The organism is Streptomyces sp. NPDC034111 (genome assembly GCF_055575375.1).
Genome location: NZ_JBVIST010000008.1, coordinates 44,516 through 71,456, shown reverse-complemented (window position 1 = coordinate 71,456; position 26,941 = coordinate 44,516). Strand labels below are relative to the sequence as shown.

18 protein-coding genes are annotated in these 26,941 nt (G+C 68.7%); 9 read left to right on the top strand and 9 right to left on the bottom strand.

Going from position 1 to position 26,941, the window contains the following annotated elements; genetic code table 11:
• Nucleotides 1-74 precede the first annotated feature (74 nt).
• Both ACZ55A_RS20290 and ACZ55A_RS20285 read right to left on the bottom strand, forming a co-directional pair.
• Nucleotides 75-1,538, bottom strand: a complete 1,464-nt coding sequence (locus ACZ55A_RS20290; protein WP_468841708.1) for an SAV_2336 N-terminal domain-related protein — start codon at nucleotides 1,536-1,538, stop codon at nucleotides 75-77.
• The gene (locus tag ACZ55A_RS20285; protein ID WP_468841706.1) at nucleotides 1,535-2,935 is read right to left on the bottom strand and encodes a VMAP-C domain-containing protein; all 1,401 of its coding nucleotides are present in this window, start codon (nucleotides 2,933-2,935) and stop codon (nucleotides 1,535-1,537) included. The genes ACZ55A_RS20290 and ACZ55A_RS20285 overlap by 4 nt, the downstream gene beginning before the upstream one ends.
• Nucleotides 2,936-3,182: 247 nt before the next feature.
• Between ACZ55A_RS20285 and ACZ55A_RS20280 the strand changes: the two genes are divergently transcribed.
• Nucleotides 3,183-3,611 carry a hypothetical protein gene (locus ACZ55A_RS20280; protein ID WP_468841704.1) on the top strand — a complete coding sequence of 143 codons (429 nt, stop codon included), beginning with the start codon at nucleotides 3,183-3,185 and terminating at the stop codon, nucleotides 3,609-3,611.
• 37 nt (nucleotides 3,612-3,648) lie between these two features.
• Here ACZ55A_RS20280 and ACZ55A_RS20275 read toward each other — a convergent pair whose 3' ends face one another.
• Nucleotides 3,649-8,700 (bottom strand): hypothetical protein, encoded by a 5,052-nt coding sequence (locus tag ACZ55A_RS20275; protein WP_468841702.1) that lies wholly within the window; start codon nucleotides 8,698-8,700, stop codon nucleotides 3,649-3,651.
• Between the two features lie 391 nt (nucleotides 8,701-9,091).
• Between ACZ55A_RS20275 and tgmA the strand changes: the two genes are divergently transcribed.
• Entirely contained in the window at nucleotides 9,092-9,283 is a 192-nt protein-coding gene (gene tgmA, locus ACZ55A_RS20270; RefSeq protein ID WP_468841700.1) for a putative ATP-grasp-modified RiPP, read from the top strand.
• A 6-nt stretch (nucleotides 9,284-9,289) separates the two neighbouring features.
• Nucleotides 9,290-10,219 carry an ATP-grasp ribosomal peptide maturase gene (gene tgmB, locus ACZ55A_RS20265; RefSeq protein ID WP_468841698.1) on the top strand — a complete coding sequence of 310 codons (930 nt, stop codon included), beginning with the start codon at nucleotides 9,290-9,292 and terminating at the stop codon, nucleotides 10,217-10,219.
• Nucleotides 10,220-10,312: 93 nt separating this feature from the next.
• Here tgmB and ACZ55A_RS20260 read toward each other — a convergent pair whose 3' ends face one another.
• The 3 genes from ACZ55A_RS20260 to ACZ55A_RS20250 form a co-directional block, all read right to left on the bottom strand.
• Nucleotides 10,313-11,686 (bottom strand): SufS family cysteine desulfurase, encoded by a 1,374-nt coding sequence (locus tag ACZ55A_RS20260; protein WP_468841696.1) that lies wholly within the window; start codon nucleotides 11,684-11,686, stop codon nucleotides 10,313-10,315.
• Entirely contained in the window at nucleotides 11,673-13,055 is a 1,383-nt protein-coding gene (locus ACZ55A_RS20255) for a family 2B encapsulin nanocompartment shell protein (RefSeq protein ID WP_468841694.1), read from the bottom strand. Before ACZ55A_RS20255 ends, ACZ55A_RS20260 begins: the two co-directional genes overlap by 14 nt.
• Before the next feature lie 452 nt (nucleotides 13,056-13,507).
• Complete coding sequence (locus ACZ55A_RS20250) at nucleotides 13,508-14,113, bottom strand: TetR/AcrR family transcriptional regulator (protein ID WP_468841692.1); 606 nt, start codon at nucleotides 14,111-14,113, stop codon at nucleotides 13,508-13,510.
• Nucleotides 14,114-14,250: 137 nt separating this feature from the next.
• On the opposite strand from ACZ55A_RS20250, the gene ACZ55A_RS20245 reads away from it, so the two are divergent.
• Complete coding sequence (locus tag ACZ55A_RS20245) at nucleotides 14,251-15,156, top strand: alpha/beta fold hydrolase (protein WP_468842062.1); 906 nt, start codon at nucleotides 14,251-14,253, stop codon at nucleotides 15,154-15,156.
• A gap of 108 nt (nucleotides 15,157-15,264) precedes the next feature.
• On the opposite strand, the gene ACZ55A_RS20240 is transcribed toward ACZ55A_RS20245, so the two are convergent.
• Nucleotides 15,265-15,567: a hypothetical protein gene (locus tag ACZ55A_RS20240; RefSeq protein ID WP_468841690.1), complete on the bottom strand. Its 303-nt coding sequence runs from the start codon at nucleotides 15,565-15,567 to the stop codon at nucleotides 15,265-15,267.
• Between the two features lie 587 nt (nucleotides 15,568-16,154).
• Here ACZ55A_RS20240 and ACZ55A_RS20235 point away from each other — a divergent pair.
• The 3 genes from ACZ55A_RS20235 to ACZ55A_RS20225 all read left to right on the top strand — a co-directional run bounded on the left by ACZ55A_RS20235 (nucleotide 16,155) and on the right by ACZ55A_RS20225 (nucleotide 20,273).
• A complete protein-coding gene (locus ACZ55A_RS20235) occupies nucleotides 16,155-17,792 on the top strand; it encodes an APC family permease (RefSeq protein ID WP_468841688.1) in 1,638 nt (545 codons plus the stop codon).
• A gap of 265 nt (nucleotides 17,793-18,057) precedes the next feature.
• Nucleotides 18,058-18,561 carry an NUDIX hydrolase gene (locus tag ACZ55A_RS20230; RefSeq protein ID WP_468841686.1) on the top strand — a complete coding sequence of 168 codons (504 nt, stop codon included), beginning with the start codon at nucleotides 18,058-18,060 and terminating at the stop codon, nucleotides 18,559-18,561.
• A gap of 158 nt (nucleotides 18,562-18,719) precedes the next feature.
• Nucleotides 18,720-20,273 carry a glutamate synthase subunit beta gene (locus ACZ55A_RS20225; RefSeq protein WP_468841684.1) on the top strand — a complete coding sequence of 518 codons (1,554 nt, stop codon included), beginning with the start codon at nucleotides 18,720-18,722 and terminating at the stop codon, nucleotides 20,271-20,273.
• A gap of 59 nt (nucleotides 20,274-20,332) precedes the next feature.
• On the opposite strand, the gene ACZ55A_RS20220 is transcribed toward ACZ55A_RS20225, so the two are convergent.
• Both ACZ55A_RS20220 and ACZ55A_RS20215 read right to left on the bottom strand, forming a co-directional pair.
• Entirely contained in the window at nucleotides 20,333-21,160 is an 828-nt protein-coding gene (locus ACZ55A_RS20220; protein ID WP_468841682.1) for a M36 family metallopeptidase, read from the bottom strand.
• A 75-nt stretch (nucleotides 21,161-21,235) separates the two neighbouring features.
• On the bottom strand, nucleotides 21,236-22,159 hold the full coding sequence (locus ACZ55A_RS20215; protein ID WP_468841680.1) for a thermonuclease family protein: 924 nt from the start codon (nucleotides 22,157-22,159) through the stop codon (nucleotides 21,236-21,238).
• 207 nt (nucleotides 22,160-22,366) lie between these two features.
• On the opposite strand from ACZ55A_RS20215, the gene ACZ55A_RS20210 reads away from it, so the two are divergent.
• A complete protein-coding gene (locus ACZ55A_RS20210; RefSeq protein ID WP_468841678.1) occupies nucleotides 22,367-22,891 on the top strand; it encodes a P-loop nucleotide/nucleoside kinase family protein in 525 nt (174 codons plus the stop codon).
• A gap of 639 nt (nucleotides 22,892-23,530) precedes the next feature.
• Nucleotides 23,531-26,824: a patatin-like protein gene (locus ACZ55A_RS20205; RefSeq protein WP_468841676.1), complete on the top strand. Its 3,294-nt coding sequence runs from the start codon at nucleotides 23,531-23,533 to the stop codon at nucleotides 26,822-26,824.
• Nucleotides 26,825-26,941: the final 117 nt, after the last annotated feature.

The window sequence follows — 26,941 nt, the reverse complement described above, 5'->3', positions numbered from 1 at the left end:
ACGGCTGATACGGGCTCACCCGGCGCAGGCGACGGCATCACCTGCCGAGGACGATGCCGGCACGAGGCCGACGCCTACGCGAACCCTCCGAGCCTCTTGCGCAGACGCTCGGCCGCCTCGCGGTGCGGAGTGGAGGCCCCGGAGAGCGCGGTGAGTACGGCGCACTCGACACGGAGGTAGGGCGGCGCCTCGGGGGTGATCTCGGGGAAGGTCGCGACGCCGGGGTTCTTGACGCGCTGGCTGATTCCGAGGACCGCCGGCACATGAGGACCCAGGTACTGGTCCAGCAGGGCGACGACGCGCCGGGTCTTGGCGGATTCGCCCAGCGACAGCAGCTTCTGCCGCACATCGGGAATGAAGTCGAAGACCACCTGGTCATGCGGATCGCTGTGTTCCGCGCTGTTCTCCACCGTGTTGAGCAGTCCGCTGGTGAGCACGGCCGCCAGATCGCCGGGGCTTGCGGCGGGCAGCAGTTCGGCGGCGATGAGCTGCATGATGTGGCGGTTGAGCGGTGCCGCGGCCAGCAGCACGGCGAGCGTGAAGGCATGCTCGGAGGCCGCGGTACGGAACTCGCCGATGCGTTGTTCCGGCGTGGGCTCGGCCTCCGGGGCACCGGCGGGGGCGGGCACCAGTCCCGTCGCCGTGGACGCCGACGGGACCTCCAGCGCCTGCTGGTGCACCCACAGCCTGGAGGTCATCAGCCGCACCCATTGGTCCAGCCACCGTTTGCGTATCTCCAGCACCGGAATCAGCAGCCGGTGCCCGTCCCGCGCCGGCGCGGTGCTCTGCGCGGCCGCGGGGGCACTCTCGGGCGGCGCGACCTCCAGGGCGCTGTTGGGACACCCCGGTACCAGCGCGCGCAGTTGATGGGGCCGGGCACGGATGCCCGACAGATACCAGTCGTGGTGGGGGAGGACATGCAGGATCGCCACGGTGTGGTGCAGCGCCCAGGCCCGCAGGTCGCGCCAGATCAGCCCACGCTTCCAGGCGGCGCCGACACCATCGGTGATGACGAAGACGGTCTTCTGGCGATGGGGCGGCGCGGCACGCCCGAGCCGGAGTTCGTCCACCTTGGAACGGTCGAAGAGATCCGAGTGCGTGGTCGAGGCCTGGCTGCGCAGCTGGACGATGTGGACTTCATGGAACAGCGGAAGCTCACAGGCGGACGCGGCGAAGGCATTGATCGTCGGATACCAGGCGGACATCGAAAGCCCGGTGTCGACGACCAGGATCAGCTCCCGCACCGTCGGATCCGGTGACGGCGGACAGACCGGCCCCGGCGCCGCGGGTATCGCGTACGCATCCGGCGCCGGCTTGCGCAGCTCCGTCAGCTCGGGCTGCAACTGACTCAGGGCCTGGAGCGCGCTGACCGACGCCTCGGCAGCGGGCAGCGGCAAGGAGGACGGCCACCCCTCCGGCGCCGGGTCGAAGACCGTGCGTGAGGCAGCGAGGTGCTCTGGGCCGCGCAGCTGGGCAGGTGTGACGGGCGCAGCGGGCGCGGCGGTGATGAGCCACGTCGCGGCCTCAAGTGTGTTCACGGGGCAGGAACCTCATCGGGGGCGACGAGCGGTTTGAGAACGGGCAGCGGACGGTCCGGGTCGTCCCAGAGCAGCGTCACCTCACGCAACAGCTCCGCCTCGTCGCCCAACGGACCCGGTGACAGATGGATCTCACCGATCCTGCTGGGCAGGTCCTTGAGCGGGCCGCGGTGGATGAGGTTCTGCATCGATTCGCGGAACGGCTTCGAGCAGTTCTGGCGATGCCACAGGATGGCCGGGGCACCGGAGCGGATGGCGTCCATCAGCTCTCTTCGACCGTCCTCCATATCAGGAGGTGAGTTGAGGATGAGCGGTTCGCTCGACCGCCGCGCCTCCTCCGTGGCCTCCCGGCGGCCGGCACACGGCGGTGCCGGTACATCCTCACGCATCAACTGCATCCACCGTTTGCGCCAGGACGAATGCGAGTCGGGCGACTGGAGCCGGTCCAGGCTGCGCACCAGCACCCGGCAGTCCCATTCGGCCTCCATCTCCCCGGCCGGCCGGCACCACTCCCACACCGGTTCGTTGACCAGCGCCAGCGGTAGCCAGAATTCGACCGTGAGGTCCGCCCGCTGGCCGGCGACCAGGGCGTCCCGCAGTCTGCTGGTGACGGCCCTGGCGATATCGGTCTCACGGACCCGGGTGTCGTCGTCCCGCAGTGGAGGACCGTCGTAGGCGCCGCCCTCGTCGTGCCACACCCGCAGGACGTAATAGTCGCTCTCCAGGCCGTCCGGCATCAGCACGAACATCACCCGGCGGTCCGTCGCGTCCGGCAACTGGACCGAGGTGGCTCTTGCCCGGCACTCCCGCAGCGACGACGCCAGCCCGGCCGCCTGGGCGTGCCGCAGCGTCCAACTGCGAATCTGCTCACCCACGTTGTCGTCGACCGCGGCCGCCAGGTACTCCAGGAAGGCCATGAAAGGCGGCAGCCCGTTGGGCAGCGCATTGCGCCGCAGCAGATGGAGCAGAATGCTCCACGCATGGGTGCAGTGCAGCGGCAGCGGCGTCGCCAGCGGCTGCAACGAGGCCTGCGCGATGACATGCACGTCGTCCGTCGAGACCTGGCTTAACAGGCCCTCCAGAGCGAGCAGTTCGGGCTCCGCCAGCCAGCTGCGCGCCGACCAGCGGTCGCACAGCAGCCGCATCTTCCGTGTGGTGCGCAGATCGTCCGTCAGCGTCCCGACGGCATCCGCCAGCGCATCGGCACCCTCCGCGAGGGCGGTGCACTGCGCCACCAACTGCGAGAACTGGTCGAGAGAACGCGTCTGTGCGTCCGGCTCGCTGAGCGGATCGTCCAGGGACCGGGCGAGCATCCGCACCAGAGCGCGCCGCCCCGCATGCGACGCGAGGCGTGGTGAGGCGGCCAGTACGTCCACCATCGCCTGTTGCAATGACACCGGTGCGGTCTCCCCGCGACCTCTGCCGTCCGGACGGTCTGACTCAGCTGCCGCCATGGCAATTCCCCCCCAAGGAACGGTCGAACATACCGGCATCGGTGCCGGCTGCCTGACTCCCCTGCCAAGACTGTCCACCAGCGGACACCACTAGGCCAAGGAGAAAATGAGATGAGTTTGCGAGCTTGACAGCCGCCTCATTCATCTGATTGCGCCCCCGGGACCACCCGCGGCCCTGGAGAATAGGACCATGGGGGACGCGAGCGCGTGGGCAGCATGGGTGGCGGCGGCGACAAGTCTGGCCACCTTGGTCGTGACGACGGTGATCGGCGGCCGCCGCGAGCACCGCAGATGGGCACGCGAATCGCTCACCGATGCCTTCGTCGCCTTCCTGGAGGCGAGCTGGGCGCACTCCGACCTCGTCCGCCACGCCCCGGCCGACCGGCCCCTCAACGCCGACAGGGCCCAGGCGTGCTACGCCGAGATGCGCAGCCAGCTGACCCGGCTGCGCCTGCTCGCCTCCGGAGAGGTCCTTCAGGCCGGGGAGGACCTGCTGCGCCGCCAGCGCGCGGCCCAGGAAGCCCCACCGGGCGACGCCCGGCAGGAGGCCCTGATCGCCGCGGCCCAAAGCCGCCGGGCGGTGGTCGCCGCGGCCAAACGCGAGATGGGGCTGCCTTAGGGCGTATCCGCACAGTCCCGTCCGGCCCGCTCTTCGTTCACCGCACATAGCGCCCCAGTCTGTTTTCCGCGCTGTCACGAATCTGCGTCAGCACCGCCTGTGTCGATGCCGGAAGCCTCCCCGCCTCCAGCTCACGGGTGGTCCAGCGCGCGATGCTGTGGAAGCAGGCTTCACCCATCCGGTCCCGCGGACCCGGCAACCAGTGGTTGACGATGTTGCGGGCGGCCGCGGCCAGTACCGGATCCTCCGGAGACAGCGCCAGGAACAGGTCCTGCCACTGGCCCCAGTAGCCCAGGCCCACCAGCCGGGCCCGCTCCAGACTCGGATGCAGCGCATCGGTCTCGTGCGCCATCCGGTGCAGCGTCTGCTCCGCCGTCTCCGCCTCCAGCATCAGGTCCTCCAGCAGCGCCAGACTCCCCAGATAGCCGATGGCCGTGGTCGCGTGCGCCGCCAGCGACACCCGCACCAGGCCGTGCACGCCGTGCGAGTGCGTGATGACGGTGCCGATGTTGTGCTGGTTCGCGGCGACCTCATGGACGAACGGCAGCGCTTCGTGGAGCCCCGCGCTCGCCGCGAGCATCACGAATTGATGGGCGGCTATGCCCTCCGGGCTCTTCGGCTGTAGCGACAGCAGCTGCTGACGCACCGTCGGGGCGAGCACCATCGGCTGGACGTACGGTGCGTCCAGCAGCACATCAACACTGCCGAGCAGCGTCGTCAACGTGGGGGAGTCGATGCCCTGTTCGTCGACGAACAGCGCCGTCTCGGCGCGCAGCGGCAGCATCCGGCGCCATGTCGTGCACCACGGCCAGTGCACCGCCTGCTGCTCCAGACCGTGCTCGATCAGCGCCTCCTGGACCCGCAGGGCCAGCCGCAGCCCCAGATCGTGGTCGAGGGTGCCCGCCGCGGAGACCAGACAGGAGACCGGGTCGATGAACTCCGCCGTGAGCGTGGCCAGTACGGGATCCAGCAGCCGCTCCAGCACCACCTGGTCGCCGGGCGACAGACAGTGGACGAACGCCGCCACGATCGACAGCCGTTTCGCCGACGCCTGGGCACCGACCTCCTCCAGCAGGGGCGCGCCCAGGACCCGGCCGTCCGCCAGCAGACGATGCGCCCCGATCACCGCCAGATGTTCATTGGCCTGGGTGAGCAGGTCCTTCCAGCCCTCGGGCCCGGACCCGAACATCTCCTGGTCGAGCAGCGCACCGGCCAGGACGTTCTGCGGGGAGCCGGCCTGCACCGTCCTGGCCGCCTGGTCCAGCATCTCCCGCCAGTCCGGGCACTCGGCGAGGCCGGCCCGGAAGCGGTAGGCCAGCAGTGTCTCGATATCGCCCTCCGCGGCCAGCCGCTTGAGCAGAAACAGACGCTCCTCATTGCGTTCCGCCGCCGTGGCCGTCGCCGCCGTGAACCCCAGTTCCCGGTCGACCTCGGCCAGCTGCCCCGCACACGCCTGCGCATACACCGCACGCAGGGCCCGGTTGGGCACCACGTTCAGCTGCATGAGCGTGTCCCAGGCCTGCGAGGTCACCTCCCAGGAGGCGCCGGGCTGCTCCAGCCGGGACCATGCGTGGCCGGCCAGGCTCGTCAGCCCGGCGGCCTGAATGCTGCGCAGCGCCCGGACGACGACCGCATCCCGCACGCTGTGTCCGGGCGGCGGATCGAGCAGCCGGCACAGGACCTCCTGCAACGTGACGGTCGCATCCGGGACGTACCACTGGTGCATCATCACCAGGCCGTCCATGGCCGCCTTCACCGCCTGCGGAGCGCCCTCCTCGTCGAGCGCCACCTCCCGCAGGACGTCCATGGCCGCCCGCGCACCGTATTTGGCCAGGGCGTAGGCCGAGCGCCGCCACGCCGGCCGGCCGCTCTCCGCAGAACGCAGCACCGCGTGCTGGGCCTCCAGGAACGCCTGGCGGACGTCGGGCACGGCGTCCTCGGGGGCCGCTTGCAGAAGCATCGCCCCGTACCAGGGGTTCGCCTCCACCGCCGTGCGCAGTACCGCGGCAACCGTGTCCTCGTCCGCATGCGGATCGGCGACCAGGAAGAGCGCCGCGTCCCGCCAGCCGAACCGGCGGATCCGGTCGGTCACCGACGGCACGTGGTCCTGGGCATCCTCCAGCAGGACGGACGCCGCGCACAGCGCCTGCACCAGCGGGTTGCAGAAGGTGATCCGCGAGGCGTCCTGCTGTACGGCGGTCGTCGACAGCAGGGTCTCCAGGTCCTGCTCCGCATCCTGCCGCGCCGGGTCCTGGAGGACCTGAACGGCCTCCTCGCGGCTGAGCGAACCGGAGTCCCCGAGCCTGCTCACCAGTTTGTTCAGCATCTGCCGCTGCTGGGCCACCGGGATGGCGTGCTCGCCCGACGTCAGCATGCGTTCCAGATACTTGTGGACCAGTATCCCCGGGTTCGAAGGGACCTCGCCGGTAGTCACGAAGTGCCCCACCAGCATCTTCAGGAACAGCGGCCTGCCGGCGAGTTCGCGCAGTGCCACCGCCGCCGGGTCCTTGAAAAGCAGCTCTTCCAGCTGGGTGAACTTCGCCTGCCACTTGGTCGGGTGCTTCTTGCGCAGCTGGTCCGCGATGAAGGTGCGGGCGGGCTGTTCCCGTACCTTGTGCAGGACGACCGCCGGCCACCCGAAGACCTCCGGCTGGTAGTCGCCGCCTCGCTGGCACACCACGATGCGCGCCTGCGGATGCTTGACGTGCAGCTCCTTGAGCCAGGCGGTCACGCTTCTGCGGTGCCGTAGCTCGACCTTGTGCAGATCGTCCACGGTCAGATGGATGGCCCCGATCTCCAGCAGGCGCTCCAGCCGGCCCTGCGACACCTCGTCCGGCAGGGGGATCAGGCCACGGAGGACGGCGGCGGGCGTCAGGTCGGACGCCGCGAGCAGTTCGATGCTCAACTGCACCGCGCTGACGGACAACGGAAGGCAGCACGGGGTTCCGGCGGCCGCATCGGGGTCTGCGTTCTTGGAGAACGCATTCATCATGCGCATCTTCAGCTCGCGGACCACGACGCTCTTACCCGACCCGGAATCGGCCACCAGCACCGCGACATCGTGCTGGGCCAGCAGGCGTAAGCAGCTCTTGGGCGCCACCGCCAGCGCCCCCTCGCCCTGCTGCACATACGGCTCGCCCGGTGCCAGCACGCGTCCTTCGAGGGGGATGTAGGTGAAGTCGCGGAAGTGCTGGGAGCTGTCGAACTCCTTGTCCTTGCACAGCTGTTGCAGCTCCTCGACGGCCGGCGCCAGCGGGCCGCAGAACAGCTGCTCGGTCGCCCGGCGGGTCGCCGAGCCGGCCCGCCGGGGCCGTTCGACACCGCCGGCCACCAGGGCGGCCGTCAGCAGATCGGCGGACGCCCAGCTGAGCTCCTCGGGGTTGCCCAGCAGCATCTCGCGGGCGATCCGGGCCTGGCTGACGGTCCACCGGTCGAAGAAGTGGCGGTATCCGGGCACCAGGCACTCCGAGGCCACTCCGGAGACCGCGGTGGACGCACCGACCTGGTGCTCGGACTGGTCGGCCGCCTCCCACTTGAACGTACGGCAGGCCGCCAGCGTCAGATGCTGGAAGTAGTGCCGCGGCCAGTTCTCGCGGTCCTCGGCCGGCACCGCCTTCCAGATGCCCAGCCGAAGGGTCCACAGCAGTGCCAGACAACGGCCCAGTACGGGCGAGTCCTCGGCGACCGCATCCACCACGAAGGCGGCGGCGGAGACCATCGCATCGGCTCCCCACAGGGGGGTGACGACGGTGAGCAACGCCAAGTACCGCTGGAGCCGCACCAGATCGGACCAGGACAGGAACGGGGCCACGCAGTCGCGGAGGATGCACACCTCCATCCAGGCGAGGTCGGCGAGCAGGTAACCGTCCGGATCGAAGGACGCGAAGTCGATCAGGTACGGGTTCTTCTCGCAGAACATGATGTTGCGCGGGTTGAGGTCGCCGTGCACATACGAACGCGTCCTGGCCTCGGCGGACGCGGAGAGGACGCTCAGCAGCGCCTTGACCGGATGTCCGACGGCCGTCCCGTCGTACTTCAGCAGGCCTTCTTCCGTCTCGCTGAAGTCGCCCTTTGCGCACAGACAGGCGGAGAACAGCTCCGACCAGCGCTGCGAGCGGGTGTGCTGAACCGTGCCGTACACATCGAGCGGACGCTTGCCGATCAGCTCGGCGACATCGCTCCGGTCGCCCGCGCCTCCGGTCAGTTCCACATGGACCCGAAGGGAGTTGAACTCGCCCGACACCACTGACCCGGCCACCTCGGCCTTGTGCAACTGGAGCCGGACGGTGTCCCCCTTGGCCAGGCTCCGGCCCGCGCCCGGGGGTGCGGTGGACGCCTGGAGCAGCGCGATGGAGGTCACGGCCGGCTTGCGGAGGTCCTGGGCGCCGGGATTGCCGTGCACCAGCCGGACCGGGCCGGACTCCGGCGCGTCGATCTCATCGACCTTCAGCACCACATTGGGGCCGAGGCTCCAGTTCTCCTCCCGCAGGCGCTGCTGCGATGCCGATGCGGCGTTGCGGTAGAGCTTGTTGCGGAGCGTACTCATCATTGCCGAAAGCGTCGCCACGCCCTGCTCAGTGGCCTCTGGATTCGCTATGGCCTCGACAACCACGTCTTCCAGTGACCGAACGGTTCCCTCGGTGTTCTGATCCCGGTCCCGTACATGTGCGTAGACCACGACGTGCCGCTTGAAGTCCACCGCATACTGTTTGTCGATCACCGATCGACTCACCGCCACGATCGGCACGTAAAGCGTGTCGTCGTGTTTTCTCGCCAAGGCGGAGAATGCGTCCCACTCCTGCACCGCCTCGTCATGGCTCATCAGTTTTGCGACCTGGAGGAAGGTGGCGGCCTTCTTTACGCTGACCTCGATCTCCAGGACTTCCGAACCGCTGCGCCCGCCGGCAAGCCGCCGTAACACGGTGACCGTGTGGACATCGGCCGGCCAGTAGCCCTTCGGCGCGGACCCGTCGTCCGCCAGGGCGACGTCGCTGTCCAGCACGGCAACATCGCAAAGGGCGTCGGTGAGGTATCCCTGGTCCTCGGCGTCGATGCCGCATGCGGGATCGAATTCAACCTGTGGAACCATGCCTGCTCCCCCCGGAAACCACCCGCAGACGTACCCACGCCGGGTACCCACGCCGGCGCTCGCTCTGCGTAGTGTTCATATAGCAGAGCGAGAGTGTAGCGATAAGTGCGCCCGTGTGTACCTCCTCTGCACAAGGCGCCGACGGTCCGGCCGAGTACCCCTTCACGCTTCAAGGACAAGCAAATACGTGGCGTAGTGCGTCTATCACGGTCAGGCAATAAGCGGGCCGATAAATACGTTCCGGTGGCAGTTCCGTCAAGTAGATCGTTGGAAACGAGCAAAGGTGGCAACTCTTGACCGATCTGTTGCGTCTTGTGGGCAGAGTCGTCCGGCGAGGTGCCCGTCCCTGACCGATACAGGGCGCGGAACACGGGGATTTGAAGGAGAAGGTATGCGACCGTTTGCGTTGAGCTACGCCCGTCCGGCGGTGAAGTCGGCGACCAGTACCCCCTACACGTACGACGCCACACGCCAACTCAACGTACTGCCGGACGGCCGCCCGGCCACCAGCAGTCGGGCGGTCCTGCTGGCGACCGGCACCACCGCCTCCACCGCCGGTTCCAAGACCCACTTCGACGACTGAACCGCGATGACCGTCCTGGTCCTTACCTGCGAGGAGGACTTGACGGCGGACATGGTGGTCTCGAATCTGCACGACCTCGGTGTCCCGCTCGTCCGCCTCGACCCCGCCGATCTGCCCGGGCGGATTGCCCTGTCGGCGGACTATGCCAACGGCGACTTCCAGGGATTCCTCAAGACGAACGAACGCATGGTCAGCCTGAACAGCCTGCGCTCGGTGTGGGTCCGCCGCCCCGGCACGCCTGGCGCCCGTGCCCCGGAACAGTCCACCTGGCTGACCGCGGAGTCCGAGCAGGCGCTGTACGGCATGCTCAGCTGCACCCGGGCCCGTTGGATGAACCACCCTGCCGCGGCCGCCCAGGCGCGGTACAAGCCGTGGCAGCTCCATATCGCCCAGCAGTGCGGGTTCCCCGTGCCCGCCACGCTGATCACCTCGTTCCCCGCGGACGCGCGCCAATTCGCCGCCACCTACCGGGACCTGGTGGTGAAGTCGATCTCCGGGAAGCACCCCGGCGACCCGCCGATGGTGCTGCCCACCACCCGGATCAGCCCGGACGCGGACTTCGAGGCGGTGGCGGCCGGCCCGACCCTGTTCCAGGAGCACATCCGCAAGCAGGCCGACATCCGGCTGACCTGTATCGACGGCGAACTCTTCGCGGCCCGCAAGGAGGCCGACCCCGATGAGGTGGACAGCCGTTTCACGGAGCACGGCGCCTGGAAGCCCGCAGAGGTGCCCGACCTCGTCCGCCGGGCGGTGAACACGTATATGAGCACCGCTCAGATCGCTTACGGGGCCTTCGACTTCGCCGAGGACCACAACGGGACGTGGTGGTTCCTCGAATGCAACCAGGGCGGACAGTTCGGATTCATCCAGCTCGACACCGACCAGCCCATCGCCCAGGCCATCGCCGCCTGGCTGGCCGCGGAGCCGCTGGCCTGACGACCCGCCACGACGGCTCGTCAGATCGCCCGCATACCGCCGTCGCCGACCGGGAGCCGGTCGGCGACGGGGAGGGGTGCCGGCGTCGCGGCCTCAAGCGGCCTGCTGCAACCGGAGCAACGACGCCACCAGTTTGTCCACCTCCTCGGACGTGTTGTAGAGCGCGAGCGAGGCACGGGCCGCGCTCTCCAGGCCGTAGTGGGCCAGCGCCGGCTGGGCGCAGTGGTGCCCGGCACGGATGGCGATACCGTCCTGGTCCAGCCAGTCGGCGATCCGCACCGGGTCCTGGCCGGCGAGGGTGAAGGTCAGTACGGCGATCCGGTCCGGCGCGGAGCCCAGCAGCTCAAGTCCCGGCACCGTGGCCAGGGCTTGCTGGGCGTACGCCATCAGCGAGGTCTCGTAGGCGGCGATGGCGTCCCGGTCGAAGGCGGTCAGCCAGTTCAGCGCCGACAGCAGACCGACCACACCGGAGATGTGCCCGGTACCGGCCTCCAGGAAGTGCGGCACCGGGGCATAGGTGGTACGGGTGAAGTCGACGGACTCGATCATGTTGCCGCCGCCCTGCCACGGCGCCATGTCCCGCAGGATCTCCGGCTTCGCGTACAGGGCGCCGATCCCCGTGGGGGCGAACAGCTTGTGGCCGGAGAACACATAGAAGTCGGCGTCCAGCTCCTGGACGTCGACGGGGAAGTGCGCCACCGCCTGCGCTCCGTCGACCAGCACCTTGGCCCCGTACCGGTGCGCGAGTGCGGTCATCTCGCGCACCGGTGGGACCGTGCCGAGCACATTCGACGCATGGCTGATCGCGACGAGCTGGGTGCGCATGGAGAGCAGATCCGCGTACGCGTCCAGATCGATCTGCCCGTCAGGTCGCAGCGGTACGGGCACCACCCGGGCCCGGGTCTCCTTGGCGACCAACTGCCAGGGCACGATGTTGGAATGGTGCTCCAGCACCGGCACCAGCACGTCGTCCCCGGGCCCGAGGTTCGCCCGCCCCCAGCTCTGGGCGACGAGGTTGATCGCCTCGGTGGTGCCGCGTACGAAGACGATGTCGTCCGGCGACGGCGCCCCCAGGAACTGGGCCACCGCCGCCCGGCCCGTCTCGTACGCCTCGGTGGCCTCCCGGGCCATGGTGTGCGCACCCCGGTGGATATTGGAGTTGGCGGATCCGTAGAAGCCGGCCACCGCCTCGATCACCTGACGCGGCTTCTGTGTCGTGGCCCCGTTGTCCAGCCAGACCAGCGGATGCCCGTTGACGACCCGGTGCAGGACCGGGAAGTCCCGGCGCGCCAACTCGGGGGAGAACGCGGCACGTTGGGTGGGCAGCGCGGTGGGTTCGGCAGCCGGGGCGGAGTCCGGAACGGCGGCCGCCGGGGCGCCCGGTGTACCGGCGGGCAGATCGGGAGGCGGCGCCGGGGCCGGCACCGCGCCCGCCCACAGCGCCCGCACAACGTCAGGAGTAGTCATGGTAGTTGGCGACCTCGACGTTCTGGAGCACGGCGAGCGCATCCTCCACCAGCACCGCGGTATTGAAGTACGCCGTCATCAGGTACGAGGTGATGCCCTTCTGGTCGACGCCCATGTTCCGCATCGACAGCCCGGGCTCCACCTCGTCCTCGATCTTCGCGGGACGCAGCCCCACCACGCCCTGCTCCGCCTCGCCCACCCGCATCAGCAGGATCTCCGTCGTACCGATGCCCGCACCGCCGGAGAACCGCACCTTGTCGGAGGGGAGCAGCGGTACCCCACGCCAGGTCAGCAGCGGGCTGCCGAACCGGTTGTCGATCATCGGGGGCACTCCCCGCCGCGTACATTCCCGGCCGAACGCGGCGATGGCCCTCGGGTGCGCGAGGAAGAAGCCGGGCTGTTTCCAGACCCGGGTCAGCAGCTCGTCCAGGTCGTCGGGGGTCGGCGAGCCGGTACGCGACTGAACCCGCTGCCCGGGGGCCACATTGTTGAAGAGACCGAACTCCGGATGGTTGAGCAGTGAAGCCTCCTGCCGCTCGCGCAGTGCGTGCGCGGTGAGGTTGGACTGGGCGCGGATCTGGTCGATCGGTCCGTTGTAGAGGTCGGAGACCCTGGTGTGGACGCGCAGGACGGTCTGGGCGAGGGTCATGTGGTACTCGCGGGGCGCGTCCTCGTAGTCCACGAACGTCGCGGGGAGTTCGGGTTCGCCGACATGCCCGGAGCTGAGATCCACCGGCACCTCGGCACCGGGCAGGACGCCGTCCGTCGCGAGGTAGGCGTCCAGCGCACCGCGTACCGTCGCATCGCGGTCGCACAGCCCGGCCAGTGCGCTGCGCTCGACGCGGAGCGCCACACCGGGGGTGAGCGCCTTGACGCGGTACGGCATGGGCCCGGAGCGGGTCCAGGCGTCGAGGTCGAAGAACTGGCCGTCACCGATGACTTCGAGCACCGCATCCTCGCCGTAGCGGCCGCTGACCCGCTTCTCGGCCCGGCCCTGGGCGATCACCCAGAGCTGGTCGTGCGCGTCACCGTCCTGGGCCAGCACCTGCCCGGCCTCGAAGGTCACTTCCGTGAACGCGTCCGCCAGTTCGGACAGCAGCGCGTCATCGGCCTCCCGGAGGTAGGGAAGTTCCCGCAGATCGCCCGGGATGACGCGCGGTGAACCGCCGTCGGTGTGGATGCTGATGCGATCGTCGCCGAGTACGTAGGTACGCCGCCGGTTCACCCGGAACACCCCGGATTCGACGTCCACCCACGGCAGGGCGCGCAGCAGATAGCGCGGGGTGATGCCGCGCATCTGGGGGCTGGTCTTGGTCGTGGTCGCGAGCTGCCGTGCTGCATCCGGGCTGAGACTCATCTGTTCGTTCACAGAACCTCCTCGCAGGCAGGCATGCCGTTCGGCCGGCACTCGGCCGAACGACACACGGGAATGCCCAGATCGTCCTGTCGCCCGTGAACGGCCCGCAAGCAGCCGTTTGCCGGGTCCCGGCTGGATTTGCTCGCTGGACTGAATCCCCAATTCCGCATGCGCGTACGGTGACGCACCGTCAAATCGCCGCTACCACGAGTGCATTTACCGGAGCTGCTGGCTCCAACTCGCTCCGGAGACGCCCCTCCAGCTCGCCAACTCCCTTGCATGCGACCGGTTTTACCCTCATAAAGCCACTTTGAATTTCGTAAAGGTTGACTTATGTCATTGCCTCGCGACGCCCCTCCGGCATTCCAAACATGACACACGCAACAACTTCCGGCGCCCAACTACCGTATCGCCGTGGGAGGTTCACCATTCCCCGGTCGCCACCGCCGCGGTGAGCGCGACGCCTACCCTTCCCGGAAAATCCGGTCCAGCTGGTGGCGCAGCACCCCGACGGCCGACTCCACACTCCGCTGGCCGACCAGAACGCTGGTGCCGAGCCCCGCGGACAGCGCGAGCAGACCGACCGCCTCGATCCGCGCATCCATGTCCGGCTCGGTGAGCTGTGCGTCCCGCGCCTGCTGGAGCAGCCCGGTGAGGGCGTCTTCGGCGGCATTGGGGTTGTCGATGAAGGGCTGGGCGGCCAGTGTCTCGTCCGTGACGGAGAGCACGGCGTACGAGGTGTAGACGAGGTGGAGGGTCCGGCTCTCCTCGTCTGTCGGCAGCGACTCCATCAGCAGCGCCTCGATCGTCGCGCGCGGCCCCGGCTGGTCGCCGGCCGCCCGCAGCCGGGCGGCGACCCGGGCGCCGAGCCCGGCGGCCAACTGCTCCAGCCCGTGAAGCAGAAGCTTCTCCTTGGTCTCGAAGTAGTACTGCACCAGCCGGACGGACACCCCCGCCTCGGCGGCCACCTCACGCATCCCCACGGCGTGCAGTCCACGCCGCCCCGCCACCCGGAGCAGCGCCTCGGCGATCTGGGTGCGCCGTTCCTCATGGTCCACGCGCTTCGGCATCAGCCGGTCCTCCGTCCTCTCCTCATCCGCGTCCGGCCCTGCCGGAACAGCTTGATGGTACAGCCGTACCACCATGGTGGTACGGTCGTACCACGAAAAACGGACGTTCCCGGAGGTGCTCCACCGTGCCCAAGACCATGACCCGCGACCGCGTCCCGGCAGATGTCGGCCGCTATGTGAACGAGGACCTGCGCACCCGGTACTTCGCCGCCTGCGACGCGGTCTTCGCCCTGGGACGGGCCGCGAGTGCGGAGACGGACGTGGAGACCAGCTTCGGGACCACACACGTCTACCGGTACGACCCCACCGAGCCCGCCGCCGCTTCCCGGACCCCGGTGGTGCTGATCCACGGCGCCGGCAGCAACTCCTCCATGTGGTACCCGAACGTCGCCGCCCTCAGCGCGGAGCGCCCGGTCTACGCGGTCGACACTCTCGGCGACCCTGGCCGCAGCGTGCAGCGCGAACCCATCCACCAGCCCGCACGCGCCGCCCAGTGGCTGGACGAGGTGCTCGCCGGCCTGGACCTCGAACGGGTCCACCTCGTCGGTTCCTCCTACGGCGGCTGGCTCACCCTGAACCAGGCCCACCGCGGACCCGGCCGGCTGGCCTCGGTCACGCTCCTTGACCCCGGAGGTCTGGAGAAGGTGGGCGCCCGCTTCTTCGTCTGGCTCTTCGTCGGCCTGCTGGCGACCTTCGCGCCGAAGCCGCTACGCCGCCACCTGGCCTCCTGGCTGGAACAACCGGTCCTCATCGTCCCGGAACTGCGCGCGATGATCAGGCTCGGCGTCCGCGCCTACCGCATCCGCCGCCCGGCGCCGCTCCCGCTGACCGACGACGAACTGCGCACCCTCCGCACCCCGCTCTACCTGCTGCTCGGCGCACGAAGCCTGCTGGTGCACCCGGAGCGCCAGTGCGAACGCGTCCCCCGCCTGATACCCGGCGCCCGCGCCGAGATCATCTCCCACACCGGCCACGGCCCCCAGATCGACCACGCCGACCAGGCCAACGCCCGGATGCTGAGCTTCATGGCCTCGGTCGGCTGACGGACGCCCGCCCGCAGCCGACGACGAGCCGAGCGCCGACGGGACCTGACCGCCGAGGGCCGACGGGACGTGGTCCCGTCGGCCCTCGGCTCTGCGCAGCCCTGCGGCCTACACGAGCCCCGTCTGCGCCTTGCTGAAGAGCACACCCTTTGAGTAGAAGAACACCGCACTACTCGCCCCGTCGGCCCCGTAGCACGTCCAGGTGATGGGGTAGCCGTCGGTGGGCTCGCTCCCGTCTTCCTGCTGGCAGGTGCTGGCGTACCGGAACAGGGTCTTCTCGCCGCTGCCTGCCTTGATCTTCTCGTATTCGGCGAGGGTCAGCGGGTCGCTGGCAGACGCGCTGCCTTCGTAGGCGCCGGCGGCCACGAGGAGGCCGAGGCCGCAGAGGCCGACTATCGCGCTCTTCTTCACAGGTGGGTGAGTCCTTCTGAGGGTGCGGGCCCATGGGCCGCGTCAGTGCACCTGATGCACGACGGGCCGGGCCGGCGAGGTACCGGTCGGACGGGAGTCTAGGCGGTGCGCACCCACCCGCGCAGGTGCGGAGGCGCCGGGCCCGCCGTCGACTGGGGCCTTACGAGTCCGAGTTGGCCGCATCCGGCACCGCGTCAGGTCCCCGCCGCACACTGCCAGCCACTCGCGAGGACCGCGCAAGGCGCAGCCACCCCCCCCCACGCGTTGATCAAACGAGACAGCGCCCCGAGCCTTGGCCCCTATCAGCGACGGGCAATATCACATACCCCCGGATCTCAAATTTTTCGCAAATTCAAATCCCTCTCCAAAAGTTCGGACGGGTAGTCACTTCATCGCCGTCCGCCACGCCTCCCGGCCTCGAAGTGGGCGTGAGTACCCCCTTCCGTCAATTGTCCACACCCTCCAGCCCTAATTTGGGTAAGGAATTTCGCCGAATACAATTATTCAGTCAACGACTCTTTGCAGGGCTCTGAATCCTCCCTACTCTGAGGCAAATTTTCGGCCAGCCCTGTCTTGAAAGGCCTCTTATGGCAAGCGTTGACGAGATCACGCCCCTGAAGACACAAGGATCAGGCTCCCTCCGCAGGGACGTCGGCCTGATCGGTCTGATGTGGGCCTCGGTCGGTTCCATCATCGGCTCCGGCTGGCTGTACGGAGCCGAGAAGGCCGTCGTGGTGGCGGGCCCGGCCGCGGTGATCTCCTGGTGTATCGGCGCGGTCGCGCTCGTCCTCCTGGCGCTGGTGCACGCCGAACTCGGCGGCCTCTTCCCGGTGGCCGGTGGCACGGCCCGGTATCCGCACTACGCCTTCGGCGGCCTCGCCGGCATGTCGTTCGGCTGGTTCTCCTGGCTCCAGGCCGCGACGGTCGCCCCGATCGAGGTCGAGGCCATGATCGGCTACGCCGGTCACTGGTCATGGGCCCAAGGCTTCCTCCACGCGAACGGGACGCTGACCACGAGCGGCTTCATCGTCGCGGTCATCCTGATGGCCGTCTTCGTCGCGGTGAACTTCCTCGGCGTGAAGGTCCTGGCGCACACCAACAGCGCGGCCACCTGGTGGAAGATCGCCGTACCCCTCGCGGCGATCTTCATCATCGCGGCGACCAACTTCCACCCGCACAACTTCACTTCGCACGGTTTCGCGCCGTTCGGCGCCAAGGGCGTGCTGAGCGCCATCAGCACCAGCGGCATCATCTTCGCGCTCCTCGGCTTCGAGCAGGCCATCCAGCTGGCGGGGGAGAGCCGCAACCCCAAGCGGGACCTGCCGCGCGCCACCATCGGTTCGGTCCTGATCGGCGCGGTCATCTACATCCTGCTCCAGATCGTCTACATCGGCGCACTGCCGCTGGCATCCTTCGCGCATGGCTGGGCCAAGCTGGACTACGCCGGCATCAGCGGCCCGTGGGCCGGTCTGGCCACCGTCATCGGTCTGGGCTGGCTGGGCTGGGTCCTGTACGCGGACGCGATCGTCTCCCCGGGCGGCACCGGCCTGATCTACAACACCTCGACCTCACGCATCTCCTACGGCCTGAGCAAGAACGGCTACGCGCCGAGGCTCTTCGAGAAGACGGACCGCCGGGGCGTGCCGTGGTTCGGCCTGATCATCTCGTTCGTGACCGGCGTGATCTGCTTCCTGCCCTTCCCGAGCTGGCAGGAACTGGTCTCCTTCATCACCTCCGCAAGCGTCCTGATGTACGCCGGTGCGCCGCTGGCGTTCGGCGTGTTCCGCGACCGCCTGCCGAACCACGAGCGGCCGTACCGCCTCCCCGGCGGCAGCGTGATCTCGCCCGCGGCCTTCGTCGTCGCGAGCCTGATCATCTACTGGGCCGGCTGGGACACCCTCGAGCGTCTCGGCGGGGCGATCATCATCGGTTACGTGCTGCTGGGCAGCTACGCCTGGTACGCGACGAAGAAGCAGCTCCCGAACGCCCCGCGGCTGGACTGGAAGGCCGCGCAGTGGCTTCCGGCGTACCTGATCGGCATGGGCCTGATCTCCTGGCAGGGCGGCTTCGGCGGTCAGGGCCACATCCCGCTGTGGTGGGACATCGTGATCGTCACGCTGTTCGCCCTGGGGATCTACTACTGGGCCCGCACCACCGCCGTCTCGGCCGAGGCGATCGAGCAGAACATCGAGGAGGTCGCGGTCGTGGACGAGGGCGGTCACTGACCCCCGGCCATGAGCTGACCTCAACCAAAAAGCCGATGAGTCCGACCGGTTGCCGACCGGTTCCCGGCCGGACTCATCGGCTTTTGCGCGTGAGCGTCAAAACCCCATCCATGACGCCTAGTTGTAAAACGACTCTGCGCGAAATCCTCCACCGAGGCTGTACAACAACCGCGCCAACTCCGCAGGCACAGGCGGAATTCGCGTCCCCGCCACACACCCATGAGCCCATGACCACCCGCGACCTCAGCGCTGTACATTGCTGGTCATGCCACAAGACACCCCGTTGGTCACGGTAGAGCCGGGCGTCGAGGTCCCCGTCCCCGCACAGGGCGAAGTCTGGACCGTAGGTGCGGTCATCCTCAACGAGCACGGCGCAGCCTTCGCCCAGAAACGCAGCCCCGACCGCCGTCTCTTCCCCAACACCTGGGACATCGTGGGCGGGCACGTCGAACCCGGTGAAACCCTCATGGAGGCCCTCGCCCGCGAGGTCACGGAGGAGACCGGGTGGCACCTTCGCCGAGTGCGGCAACTCCTGGGCGTCGCTTCCTGGGCCGGTGATGACGGCATGGGGCTCAGGCGCGAGGCGGACTATCTCGTCGAGGTCGACGGCGACTTGGACCACCCGGCCTTGGAGTGGTCCAAGCACTCTGCCTACGGCTGGTTCGGCCCGGACGATCTGCACCAGCTCAAAGAGAATCGCTCACCCGGAGATTCCTTGATCCACGACTTGATCGCACAGGTGCTGCAAGATCGGCTCGGCAATTCCTGACGGGGAGTGCTCGCGAGGGTCGCCGCTGCCGGCAGACGCAGCGCCGGCAAGGCTCCCGGCCATCGTCGCCGAGTCCGTCAGCCGGTGAAAGCGGGGCGATACGGGCGTACGCTGGTCAGACCGCTGTAAGTACCGTGAAGTGGTCGTTGGAGCGGCGTATGTCCGATCCGCACGGTTTCCTCAAGACTCCCCGTCGGCCGGTGCCTCCGCGCCCTGTCGAGGAGCGCCTCGGCGACTGGGACGAGGTCTATGCGGGGCAGGCGCTGTTGCCGTTGGTGTCGCAGCAGGCGGGGCGGTGCATGGACTGCGGTATTCCGTTCTGTCACAGCGGTTGTCCGCTCGGGAATCTGATTCCCGAGTGGAATCTCTACGCGGCGCGGGGGGACTGGCGGGCCGCGGCGGAGCGGCTGCATGCGACGAACAACTTTCCCGAGTTCACCGGGCGGCTGTGTCCGGCGCCGTGCGAGGACGCGTGTGTGCTGGCGCTCAACGCCGACCCCGTGACGATCAAGAATGTGGAGCAGACCATCGCCGATGAGAGCTGGGAGCGCGGCTACGCCTGCCCGCATCCGCCGGAGCGGCTCAGCGGCAAGAGTGTCGCCGTCATCGGTTCGGGGCCTGCGGGCCTGGCGGCGGCGCAGCAGCTGACCCGTATCGGCCACACCGTAGTGGTCTACGAGCGTGCCGACCGGATCGGCGGTCTGCTGCGCTACGGCATTCCGGCGTTCAAGCTGGAGAAGCGGTATCTGGACCGGCGTCTCGACCAGATGCGGGCGGAGGGAACGAAGTTCCGCACCGGGATGGATGTCGGCGGCGAGGTCGATGCGGCCGATGTCCAAAGGCGGCACGATGCCATGATCGTCGCGGTTGGGGCGACGGAGCGGCGCGAGCTTGCAGTCCCCGGTCGTGAGCTGGACGGCATCCACCAGGCGATGGACTACCTGACGCTTGCCAACCGGGTGGGGGAGGGCGACCTCGCCGCCCCACCCGTCAGCGCCGAGGGTAAGCATGTGGTGATTGTCGGTGGCGGCGACACCGGTTCGGACTGCCTGGGCACCGCCTTGCGACAGGGCGCGGCCTCCGTGGTGCAGCTGGACATCAACCCCGAGCCAGCGTCGGCCAGGCCGGACGCCGAGCCATGGCCCACGTATCCGAAGGTCTACCGGATCTCCCACGCCCATGAAGAGGCCCGCGGCCGCGAGGGCACGGACCCCAGGCTCTTCTCCAGCGCCACCCTGCGCTTCGAAGGCACCGCGGCCGGCCATGTGCGGGCACTGTGCCTGACGGAAGTGGAACCCACGGCCAGGAAACCGCGGCCGGACACCGAGCGGGTGCTCCCGGCCGAGCTGGTGCTGATCGCCCTGGGCTTCAGCGGCCCCCAGCGGGACACCGGCCTGATGAGCCAGCTCGGGCTGACCCTGGACGAACGGGGGAACTTCGCCCGCGACACGGCCTTCGCCGCCACAGCGGCCACCCAGCTCGCCCAGCCCGCCTACACACCGCAGGCCACCCACGCCGACCTGTCCCGGCGGACGCCCCGCACCTCGACGGACGGGGTCTTCGTCGCGGGCGACGCGGGACGCGGCCAGTCACTGATCGTGTGGGCCATCGCGGAAGGACGCGCCGCCGCGGCCGCGACGGACCGCTACCTGACCGGCTCCACCGCCCTGCCGGCCCCCATCTCACCCATGGACCGGCCTCTCGTGGCATGACGCCACGCGGTTCGCCACCGCCGGGGCCATCGTGACCGACGCTCCCGCCGGTGGCAGACTCACGGCACGGAGTCGTCGGCGACCGCTCCGACGATGGACGGGCCTTGTGAGCTGGCACCGGTGCCCATCCCGAATGCCGCGAAGGCCGCCCAGATCCCCTTCTTGGCCGACGCATGCCCTGCGACGGTAAGGGCACCGCTGTCCCGAAGATCGTCAAGTGTGAGAAGGAGCTCGTCCCTGCCGTCCAGAAGGCTCGGGTTGGCAGGCAGGCCCTTCATCGACTCGATGACCAGCTGGAGGCCGAGGTCCGCCCCGATCCTGCGGTTCATTTCCAACAGGGCGGCGCACCAGAGGCTTCCGATCTCGTAGGTGGACTGCGCGCCCAGGGTGGCGAAGTTGATCTGGTCCGCGGGGAATTGCTCGTCATACGGGAACCGCCGCAATCCCTGGTCGTCGTTGGTGAGCCACTGTCCAATGAAGACCACCGCACCCTCGACGTTGTCGCCTGAGACGGACGGACCGCTCGCGCCGACCCGCGCCACCGACGCATAACCGGCAGTCTGGTGGTCAGCTACCCAGACAGGGGGTGACGGAGGCAGCTCAGGAGGCGTCCCGAGCCCGTAGGCCCGCCACTCAAGAGGAAAGGGCAGGACCGTTCTCGGAGTGGCCGGATCGCTTCGGAAGACGTTTCCCTGGCAGACGGCCCCCGGCACGAGTTGCACGCAGTACAGGATGGCTCCGTCACGGCCGTCGACCACGACACGGAACGCACCCTCCACCTCCGAGAGCCCAATCGTGATGTCCCATGCCACCCGGAGTTTCTTCGCGAGGGGTAACCAGATGAGGCAGGCCGTGACGGGCTCGTCGATCCCTTGCTGCTTCAGCACGGTCGGCTGGCCGGCCAGGTCCGTGATCGGACGTGATGGCGGGGGCGTGGACGCCTCGCGCGCCAGTCTCGTTGCCTACGGAGAGCGGGTGGGCACCCCTGGGGGTGCGGGGTCGGGGCTGATGATGAACTCCTCCGGCCAGACCGTGAGCTGAACATCGTTGCCCGCGGCCCTGATCACGTCGTGCATGTTGCCGTGTTCGCCCCGGTCGAGCAGGAAGAGTGGGTCGTCGCGGTGCACCGTATCGGCACGCAACCAGGCATCGAAGCCGGTGAAGTCGGTGGCCCCGCCGGCAAGGTATGGCACGAGCCGCCGGAACAGCTTGGGCCACATCACCAACTGCTGCAATGAGTTGAGGTCTGGGACGGTGGCCTTGCCGTTCGGGTCGGCCGTCGAGTCTCGCCACAGCCCCGCCTGCGCTGCCCGCGCCGCCCGTGACTTCCCGGCCAGGTGAGTGCGCAGCGAGGCGGGCAGGGTCGCGTAGAACGCCGGGTAGGCCAGCCCCTCCTCCATCAGCGTCGCGTTGGCCGAGTCGTCCACCCGGGCTTCGTCCAGGTACACGTCCGCCCCGTCCGGCTCGTCGGGGTCGCCGGGATGGACGAACCCGATCAGCCGTCCGTTGGAGTCGATTCCGTTGGAAAGCACATAACCGCGAATGCTGTCCTGATCGGCCGCCTCGACCTTGTTCGGAAGGTCCTCGAAGAAGGTGACGCCGGTGAACCCCAGCAATTCCAGCAATCTGCCGCGGGCGGCATTTGCGCCGACCAGCTCCTGGTGGGTCTCATCGAAGTGCGTCTCCAGCGCGTCGATCGCCTCCAGCCGCACCGAGATGCCTCTGGCGTTGATGTCCGGCGGCGTCCCCGACGGCCGACGCAGCCCCTCGACCAGGGCGGGCGAGTCCGGCCGGAACTTGACCGTGTCACCGTCCGGCTCCGGCCCCTGCCGTGGCAGGTCGGGATAACGGATGACGAAGAGGCCGCGCAACAGCGTGTAACTCATGTTGTCTCTCCCGCCGACGACTATCCGAAACGTAACCCAGCGAGATCGACGATGCATTTCCTGTCACCGAGACGCACCGGTAAACCGGCGGATGTACCCCGGAGGAATCCCCGCCAGTATTGGGATCATTGTTCCCGTCGTGCGGCCCGGCGATCTCGGCAGAAAAAGCAGTCGTCCTTCACTTGGTCTTCCTGACACGATCTGGGCGTGACCACGTTGTTCCTGACCGTCGGCCTGCCCGGGGCAGGAAAGACCACGAGGGCTCGGCAGCTCGCCAAGGAGCACGGCGCGCTGCGGCTGACGCCGGATGAGTGGATGATTCCCCTGTTCGGCGAGCCGGAGGCGGACGGAAAGCGCGACGTGCTGGAAGGACGGCTGCTCTGGCTCGGCCTGGAGGCGCTGAGACTTGGAACCAACGTGGTCCTGGATTTCGGATGCTGGTCTCGTGACGAGCGGTCCGCGATCCGCTGGTTGGCGGAGTCCGTGGGCGCGTCCTGCCGCCTTGTGTACGTGCCGGCGGACCATGAGACCCAACGTGCCCGGATCGCCCATCGCCAGTTGACCACCCCGGATCAGACCTTCCCGATGAGCGAAGCGGACCTCTTGCGCTGGAGGACGCTGTTCGAGGAGCCCGACGCCGCGGAACTCGAAGGACATGAGGTTGGAGCTCCACCTCCTGGGTGGTCGGGATGGCTGGCCTGGGCCGCCGATCGGTGGCCGTCGCTCGCGTGACCGTCCGCCCCCACCGTGGTGCGGCCCAGCACTGGGGGCAGGAGCCTGGGCCCAACCGTGGGCGCAGCAGCGCGGTGCCGATGGCGGTGGTGAGGGCGGCGGTCGGTGTCCTTTCCGGCAATGGCATTCGGCGTCCGGGCGCGGCGCGGTACGGGCGTGTGGCGCCGGGCAGGGCGTGGCCGCTCGGCTGGAGGCACGGGAGCGGATCGCGTCCGAGTCCGCGTCGCCGCCGATCCGAGGCCCCGTCCGCCGCCGAGTCGAGTCCATGTCCGCCTCTGATCGGAACGGGTGCGTCCGCCGGCTGGCTGCCCGGACTGAACGTCCGCCGTGCCTAGGGCCTGTCTCCCCGATCTCCGTGGGCCTGCGGCGTCTGGCACCGCACCTCGCGGCGTTGTCGCATCACCCACGGACACCCAGTCCGCGGGAGATGCTCCGCCTTGCGCTCCGCTTCGCTCCGCCTCAGCTCTTCAACTGGCCTCCGGATGCCGAGCTGCACGGCACCAGACGCCGCAGGCTGATCCACGGAGATCGGGGAGACACGCCCTAGGCCGAATGCCCTGCGGTGGCATGCCGGGCGCGGCACGCTGAGCGACTCTGGCCGGGCTGGACACGAGCGGTCCGAGCTGGAGGAGCGAGGGCATGGATGTGAAGCAGGTCGGTGCGAACACGCAGGAGATCCGTATCGCCACCGCGATGACGGGAGGTGTGAGCCTCGCGATCTGGATGGGTGGTGTCGCCCGCGAGCTGAATCTGCTCCAGCAGGCGGCCTGGCGGCGGTACCCGGCGGCCGACCACCCGTTCGAACCCGAGCTCGGAGTGTCGACGGGATGCGACGGCAGGGTGAGAGACCTCTATGTCCGCCTCCTCAATCTGCTCGACGTCACGGTCAGCATCGACATGCTGTCCGGAACGAGCGCAGGAGGAATCAACGGGGCGCTGCTCGGGCTGGCACGGGCGAACTCGCTCGATCTGGGCGACCTGCGCGATTTCTGGCTGACATCCGGCTCCTTCGAGACCCTGCTGCGGGACCCGAAGGAGTCCAAGCCGCCCTCGCTGCTGCAGGGCGACGGCGTGCTGTTCAAGGATCTGCTGGAGGGGATCGGGAAGCTGAAGCAGGCGGATCGGTACTTCCAAGCGCCGGCCCTTCCCGACGGAACCGCGCGGAAGACCAAGGTCTTCATCACCACCACCCTGCTCACGGGAGAGACGAGCCGGTTCACCGACAGCCTGGGAACCCTGGTCCAGGACGTGGACCGGCGAGGTCTGTTCGTATTCGACGAGCAACAGCTCACGAGCCCCGACCGAAACAGCCTGGTGGCCCTCGCGGCGCGTTGCAGTGCCTCGTACCCCGGCGCCTTCGAGCCCGCGTTCGTCCCGTTCGAGAAGGCGATCCCCGCTTCCGGCGCCAAAGTCCCCAGGCACCCCGCCATGGGGAAGTTCGCCAACATCACCCGTGACCACTGGGTGGCCGACGGCGGCCTGCTCGCGAACCGGCCGATCGGCCCGCTGCTCCAGTCCGTCTTCGACCGCCCGGCCGAACGCCAGGTCAGACGGGTGCTCCTGTACGTCGTCCCGTCCCCAGGCGAAACACCCGACCCGCGCGAAGCACCTCGGGAGAAGGAGTCCTTCGACGCCCCCTGGACCCTGGGTGACGCGCTGCTCAAGGACCTCGGCAGCGTCCTCGGCCAGAGCATCCAGGCGGACCTGACAGCCCTGCGCCAGCACAACGATCGGGTCGATTCGATCCGTGACACCCGGCTGCGCATGGCGGAGATCGGTGTGAGGTGCCGCTCCATCGGCCGCCTGCTCACGGATGGGATGCTGACCGACTATCGCGCACGCGAGGCCGTCCGGCTCGTCCGGCCTGTCATCGCCTCACTCATGCGGGCCGTGACGACAATGCCGAAGGAACGGATGCCGAAGGCCTGGCTCAAGGCGCTCGAACCGGGGCTCAGCGCGGAGCAGGACTGCCGGGACGCGGCCGCGGCGGCGGTCTCCGCGGAGTGGATCCATCCCCGCCCGGGAGACAGCGCCCGGCTGGCCAAGTTCGGCCGACCCGCATTCGACGGTGCCAAGGCCACGGTCCTGTCGATGCTGCAAGCGGCGTACATCAGCAGGCCGGACGCCTGGACCCAACTGTCGGCACTGACCCGCCGGACACACCAGGCCTTCGTCGCCGAGGCGCGGCCGGACACAGACGCTCTCGTCGACGAGACGCTCAGGGCCCTTGAGGGGACCGGCTGGCCCGCTCTCCCCGAGGTGGCCAAAACCGTTGCCCAAGAGTACGAAGCACAGCTGAGGACACCCGCCAATCCCTCCGAGGGGTCCCTCCAGGACGGCTGGGGAAAGCTGGCCGCAATCGTGGGCGACCTGCGCTTGCTCATCGGCGACGACGACGGTGCGCCGCCGGCCACGGAGAGTCTGTTCGGCCGGAAGACGGCAGCGGAGCGACAGCGGCGTGCGTCGCAGGAGCTCAGGTGCTATCTGCAATTCCTCCGCGAAGACCTTGCAGTCGTCCCGACCTACCTGTTCGACCTGCACGTCGCCACACGTTCCGTACTGCCCATCGGCGTGGAGGTTGAGCAGCCGGTCGAGCTCATCCAGGTGAGCGCGGACACCCGCAGTGTTCTCGCCCCGAATCGTGTCACCGCGGCCGCCAAGCTCAACGGAATGCAGCTGCATCACTTCGGGGCCTTCTACAAGCCCTCGTGGCGGGCGAACGACTGGACCTGGGGCCGACTGGACGGCGCCGGCTGGCTCGTCCACATGCTGCTCGATCCTCGGCGTGTCCTTCAGCTCGCCGAACAGTCGCCCGCCCCGCGAACGGAACGGAGCCACTGGTTCTACGAGGAACTGCGCCGGAACGTGCTCGACGGCATGGAGCCGGCGGGCTGGCCGGTGCAGAGGTCGGGCGAGCCCGAGATCCTGCTCACCGCCGACAAGGTCCGGGATGAGCTGAAGTATCTCGACGACCCCGCCCAGCCCGTGCCGGCCAGCCTCCCGTTGACCTCCCTGTGGGTGGCACTGCGCTGGCAGGAGTGGATCGCCGCGAACGAACTGCCCGTCGTCGCACAGCAGATGCTCAGCACGCCCGCCACCCGGCACGACCCATGGGCCAGAAAGGTGCTCGACGAGGCCGGGAGCCTGGACATGGCGCTGGCGGCGGCACAGGCCGCCACCTCGGCCGCCGTGAGCCGCAACTGGAGCCGGCAGCAGCGGGAGCTGATCGACTCCGCGCGCGAGCCCGGTGCGGCAGTAAAGCCCGTGAACGCGCAGGCGGTGGCCGCGACGCTCGCCACCTGCCCGGTCCCGGACGAAACGTTCGCCAAGGAGCTGGGCCAACCACTCTTCACACGCACGGTCACCAAGGCCATGGCCACGGCGACCGGCGCCCTCACCGGATTCAAGGAGCCACCGACGTCGGTCAAACCCTTCTTCGCCTCCGCCCGCACCGTCACCATGGTGGCCTACCGGGCGGCCGGCCTCACCAGCGGCTCGCCCCGGGTGCTGGCGGTCCTCGGGCTGGCCTTTGTGGCCTTGGCCATCTGGGCCATGAACGGGGACGGCGCCCTCCTGGGTCTCACCGCGCTGGTACTCCTGGCCATCGGATCCCTGCTTATCGCTCTGGCGGCCTGGGGCCTGAGCAGACGACTGCTACCGGCCTTCCTGACCCTGATCCTGGCCGCCCTGATCGTGATCGGGGCGACCGTCAAAAGGCCATGGCTGTTCGGGAAGAAGGCCGAGCCCCCTTGCTGCGGCGTCGAGCCCAAGGTCGACGTCGGCTGGGTCGGAAGGAATGTGCTCCCCTGGTTGCAGGAGTCTGCATGGCATCCCCTCATCGTCTTTGCCGGGCTGGTCGTGCTGAGCGTGCTGATCAGCGGTGCGATCGGCAAACTGGCGAAGGTCGTCTGGCGACGGCGGAAGGAACGATGACGAAGTCCCTCTTCAAGGTACTGCGCTGGCAGACGCCGTACGGGCTCGGTGGCTTGAAGTATGGAGCCGGACCAGGGCATGCCCTGTGGAACTGCGTTGGGGCTCGCCGCTCACCGG

Bases quoted from the DNA above. Each gene is read 5' to 3' on its own strand.
- tgmA (WP_468841700.1), top strand. From the start codon at position 9,092: ATGCGACCGTTTGCGTTGAGCTACGCCCGTCCGGCGGTGAAGTCGGCG.
- ACZ55A_RS20205 (WP_468841676.1), top strand. From the start codon at position 23,531: ATGGATGTGAAGCAGGTCGGTGCGAACACGCAGGAGATCCGTATCGCC.
- ACZ55A_RS20235 (WP_468841688.1), top strand. From the start codon at position 16,155: ATGGCAAGCGTTGACGAGATCACGCCCCTGAAGACACAAGGATCAGGC.
- ACZ55A_RS20225 (WP_468841684.1), top strand. From the start codon at position 18,720: ATGTCCGATCCGCACGGTTTCCTCAAGACTCCCCGTCGGCCGGTGCCT.
- ACZ55A_RS20230 (WP_468841686.1), top strand. From the start codon at position 18,058: ATGCCACAAGACACCCCGTTGGTCACGGTAGAGCCGGGCGTCGAGGTC.
- ACZ55A_RS20215 (WP_468841680.1), bottom strand. From the start codon at position 22,159: ATGAGTTACACGCTGTTGCGCGGCCTCTTCGTCATCCGTTATCCCGAC.
- ACZ55A_RS20250 (WP_468841692.1), bottom strand. From the start codon at position 14,113: ATGCCGAAGCGCGTGGACCATGAGGAACGGCGCACCCAGATCGCCGAG.
- ACZ55A_RS20245 (WP_468842062.1), top strand. From the start codon at position 14,251: ATGACCCGCGACCGCGTCCCGGCAGATGTCGGCCGCTATGTGAACGAG.
- ACZ55A_RS20280 (WP_468841704.1), top strand. From the start codon at position 3,183: ATGGGGGACGCGAGCGCGTGGGCAGCATGGGTGGCGGCGGCGACAAGT.
- ACZ55A_RS20275 (WP_468841702.1), bottom strand. From the start codon at position 8,700: ATGGTTCCACAGGTTGAATTCGATCCCGCATGCGGCATCGACGCCGAG.
- ACZ55A_RS20260 (WP_468841696.1), bottom strand. From the start codon at position 11,686: ATGACTACTCCTGACGTTGTGCGGGCGCTGTGGGCGGGCGCGGTGCCG.
- tgmB (WP_468841698.1), top strand. From the start codon at position 9,290: ATGACCGTCCTGGTCCTTACCTGCGAGGAGGACTTGACGGCGGACATG.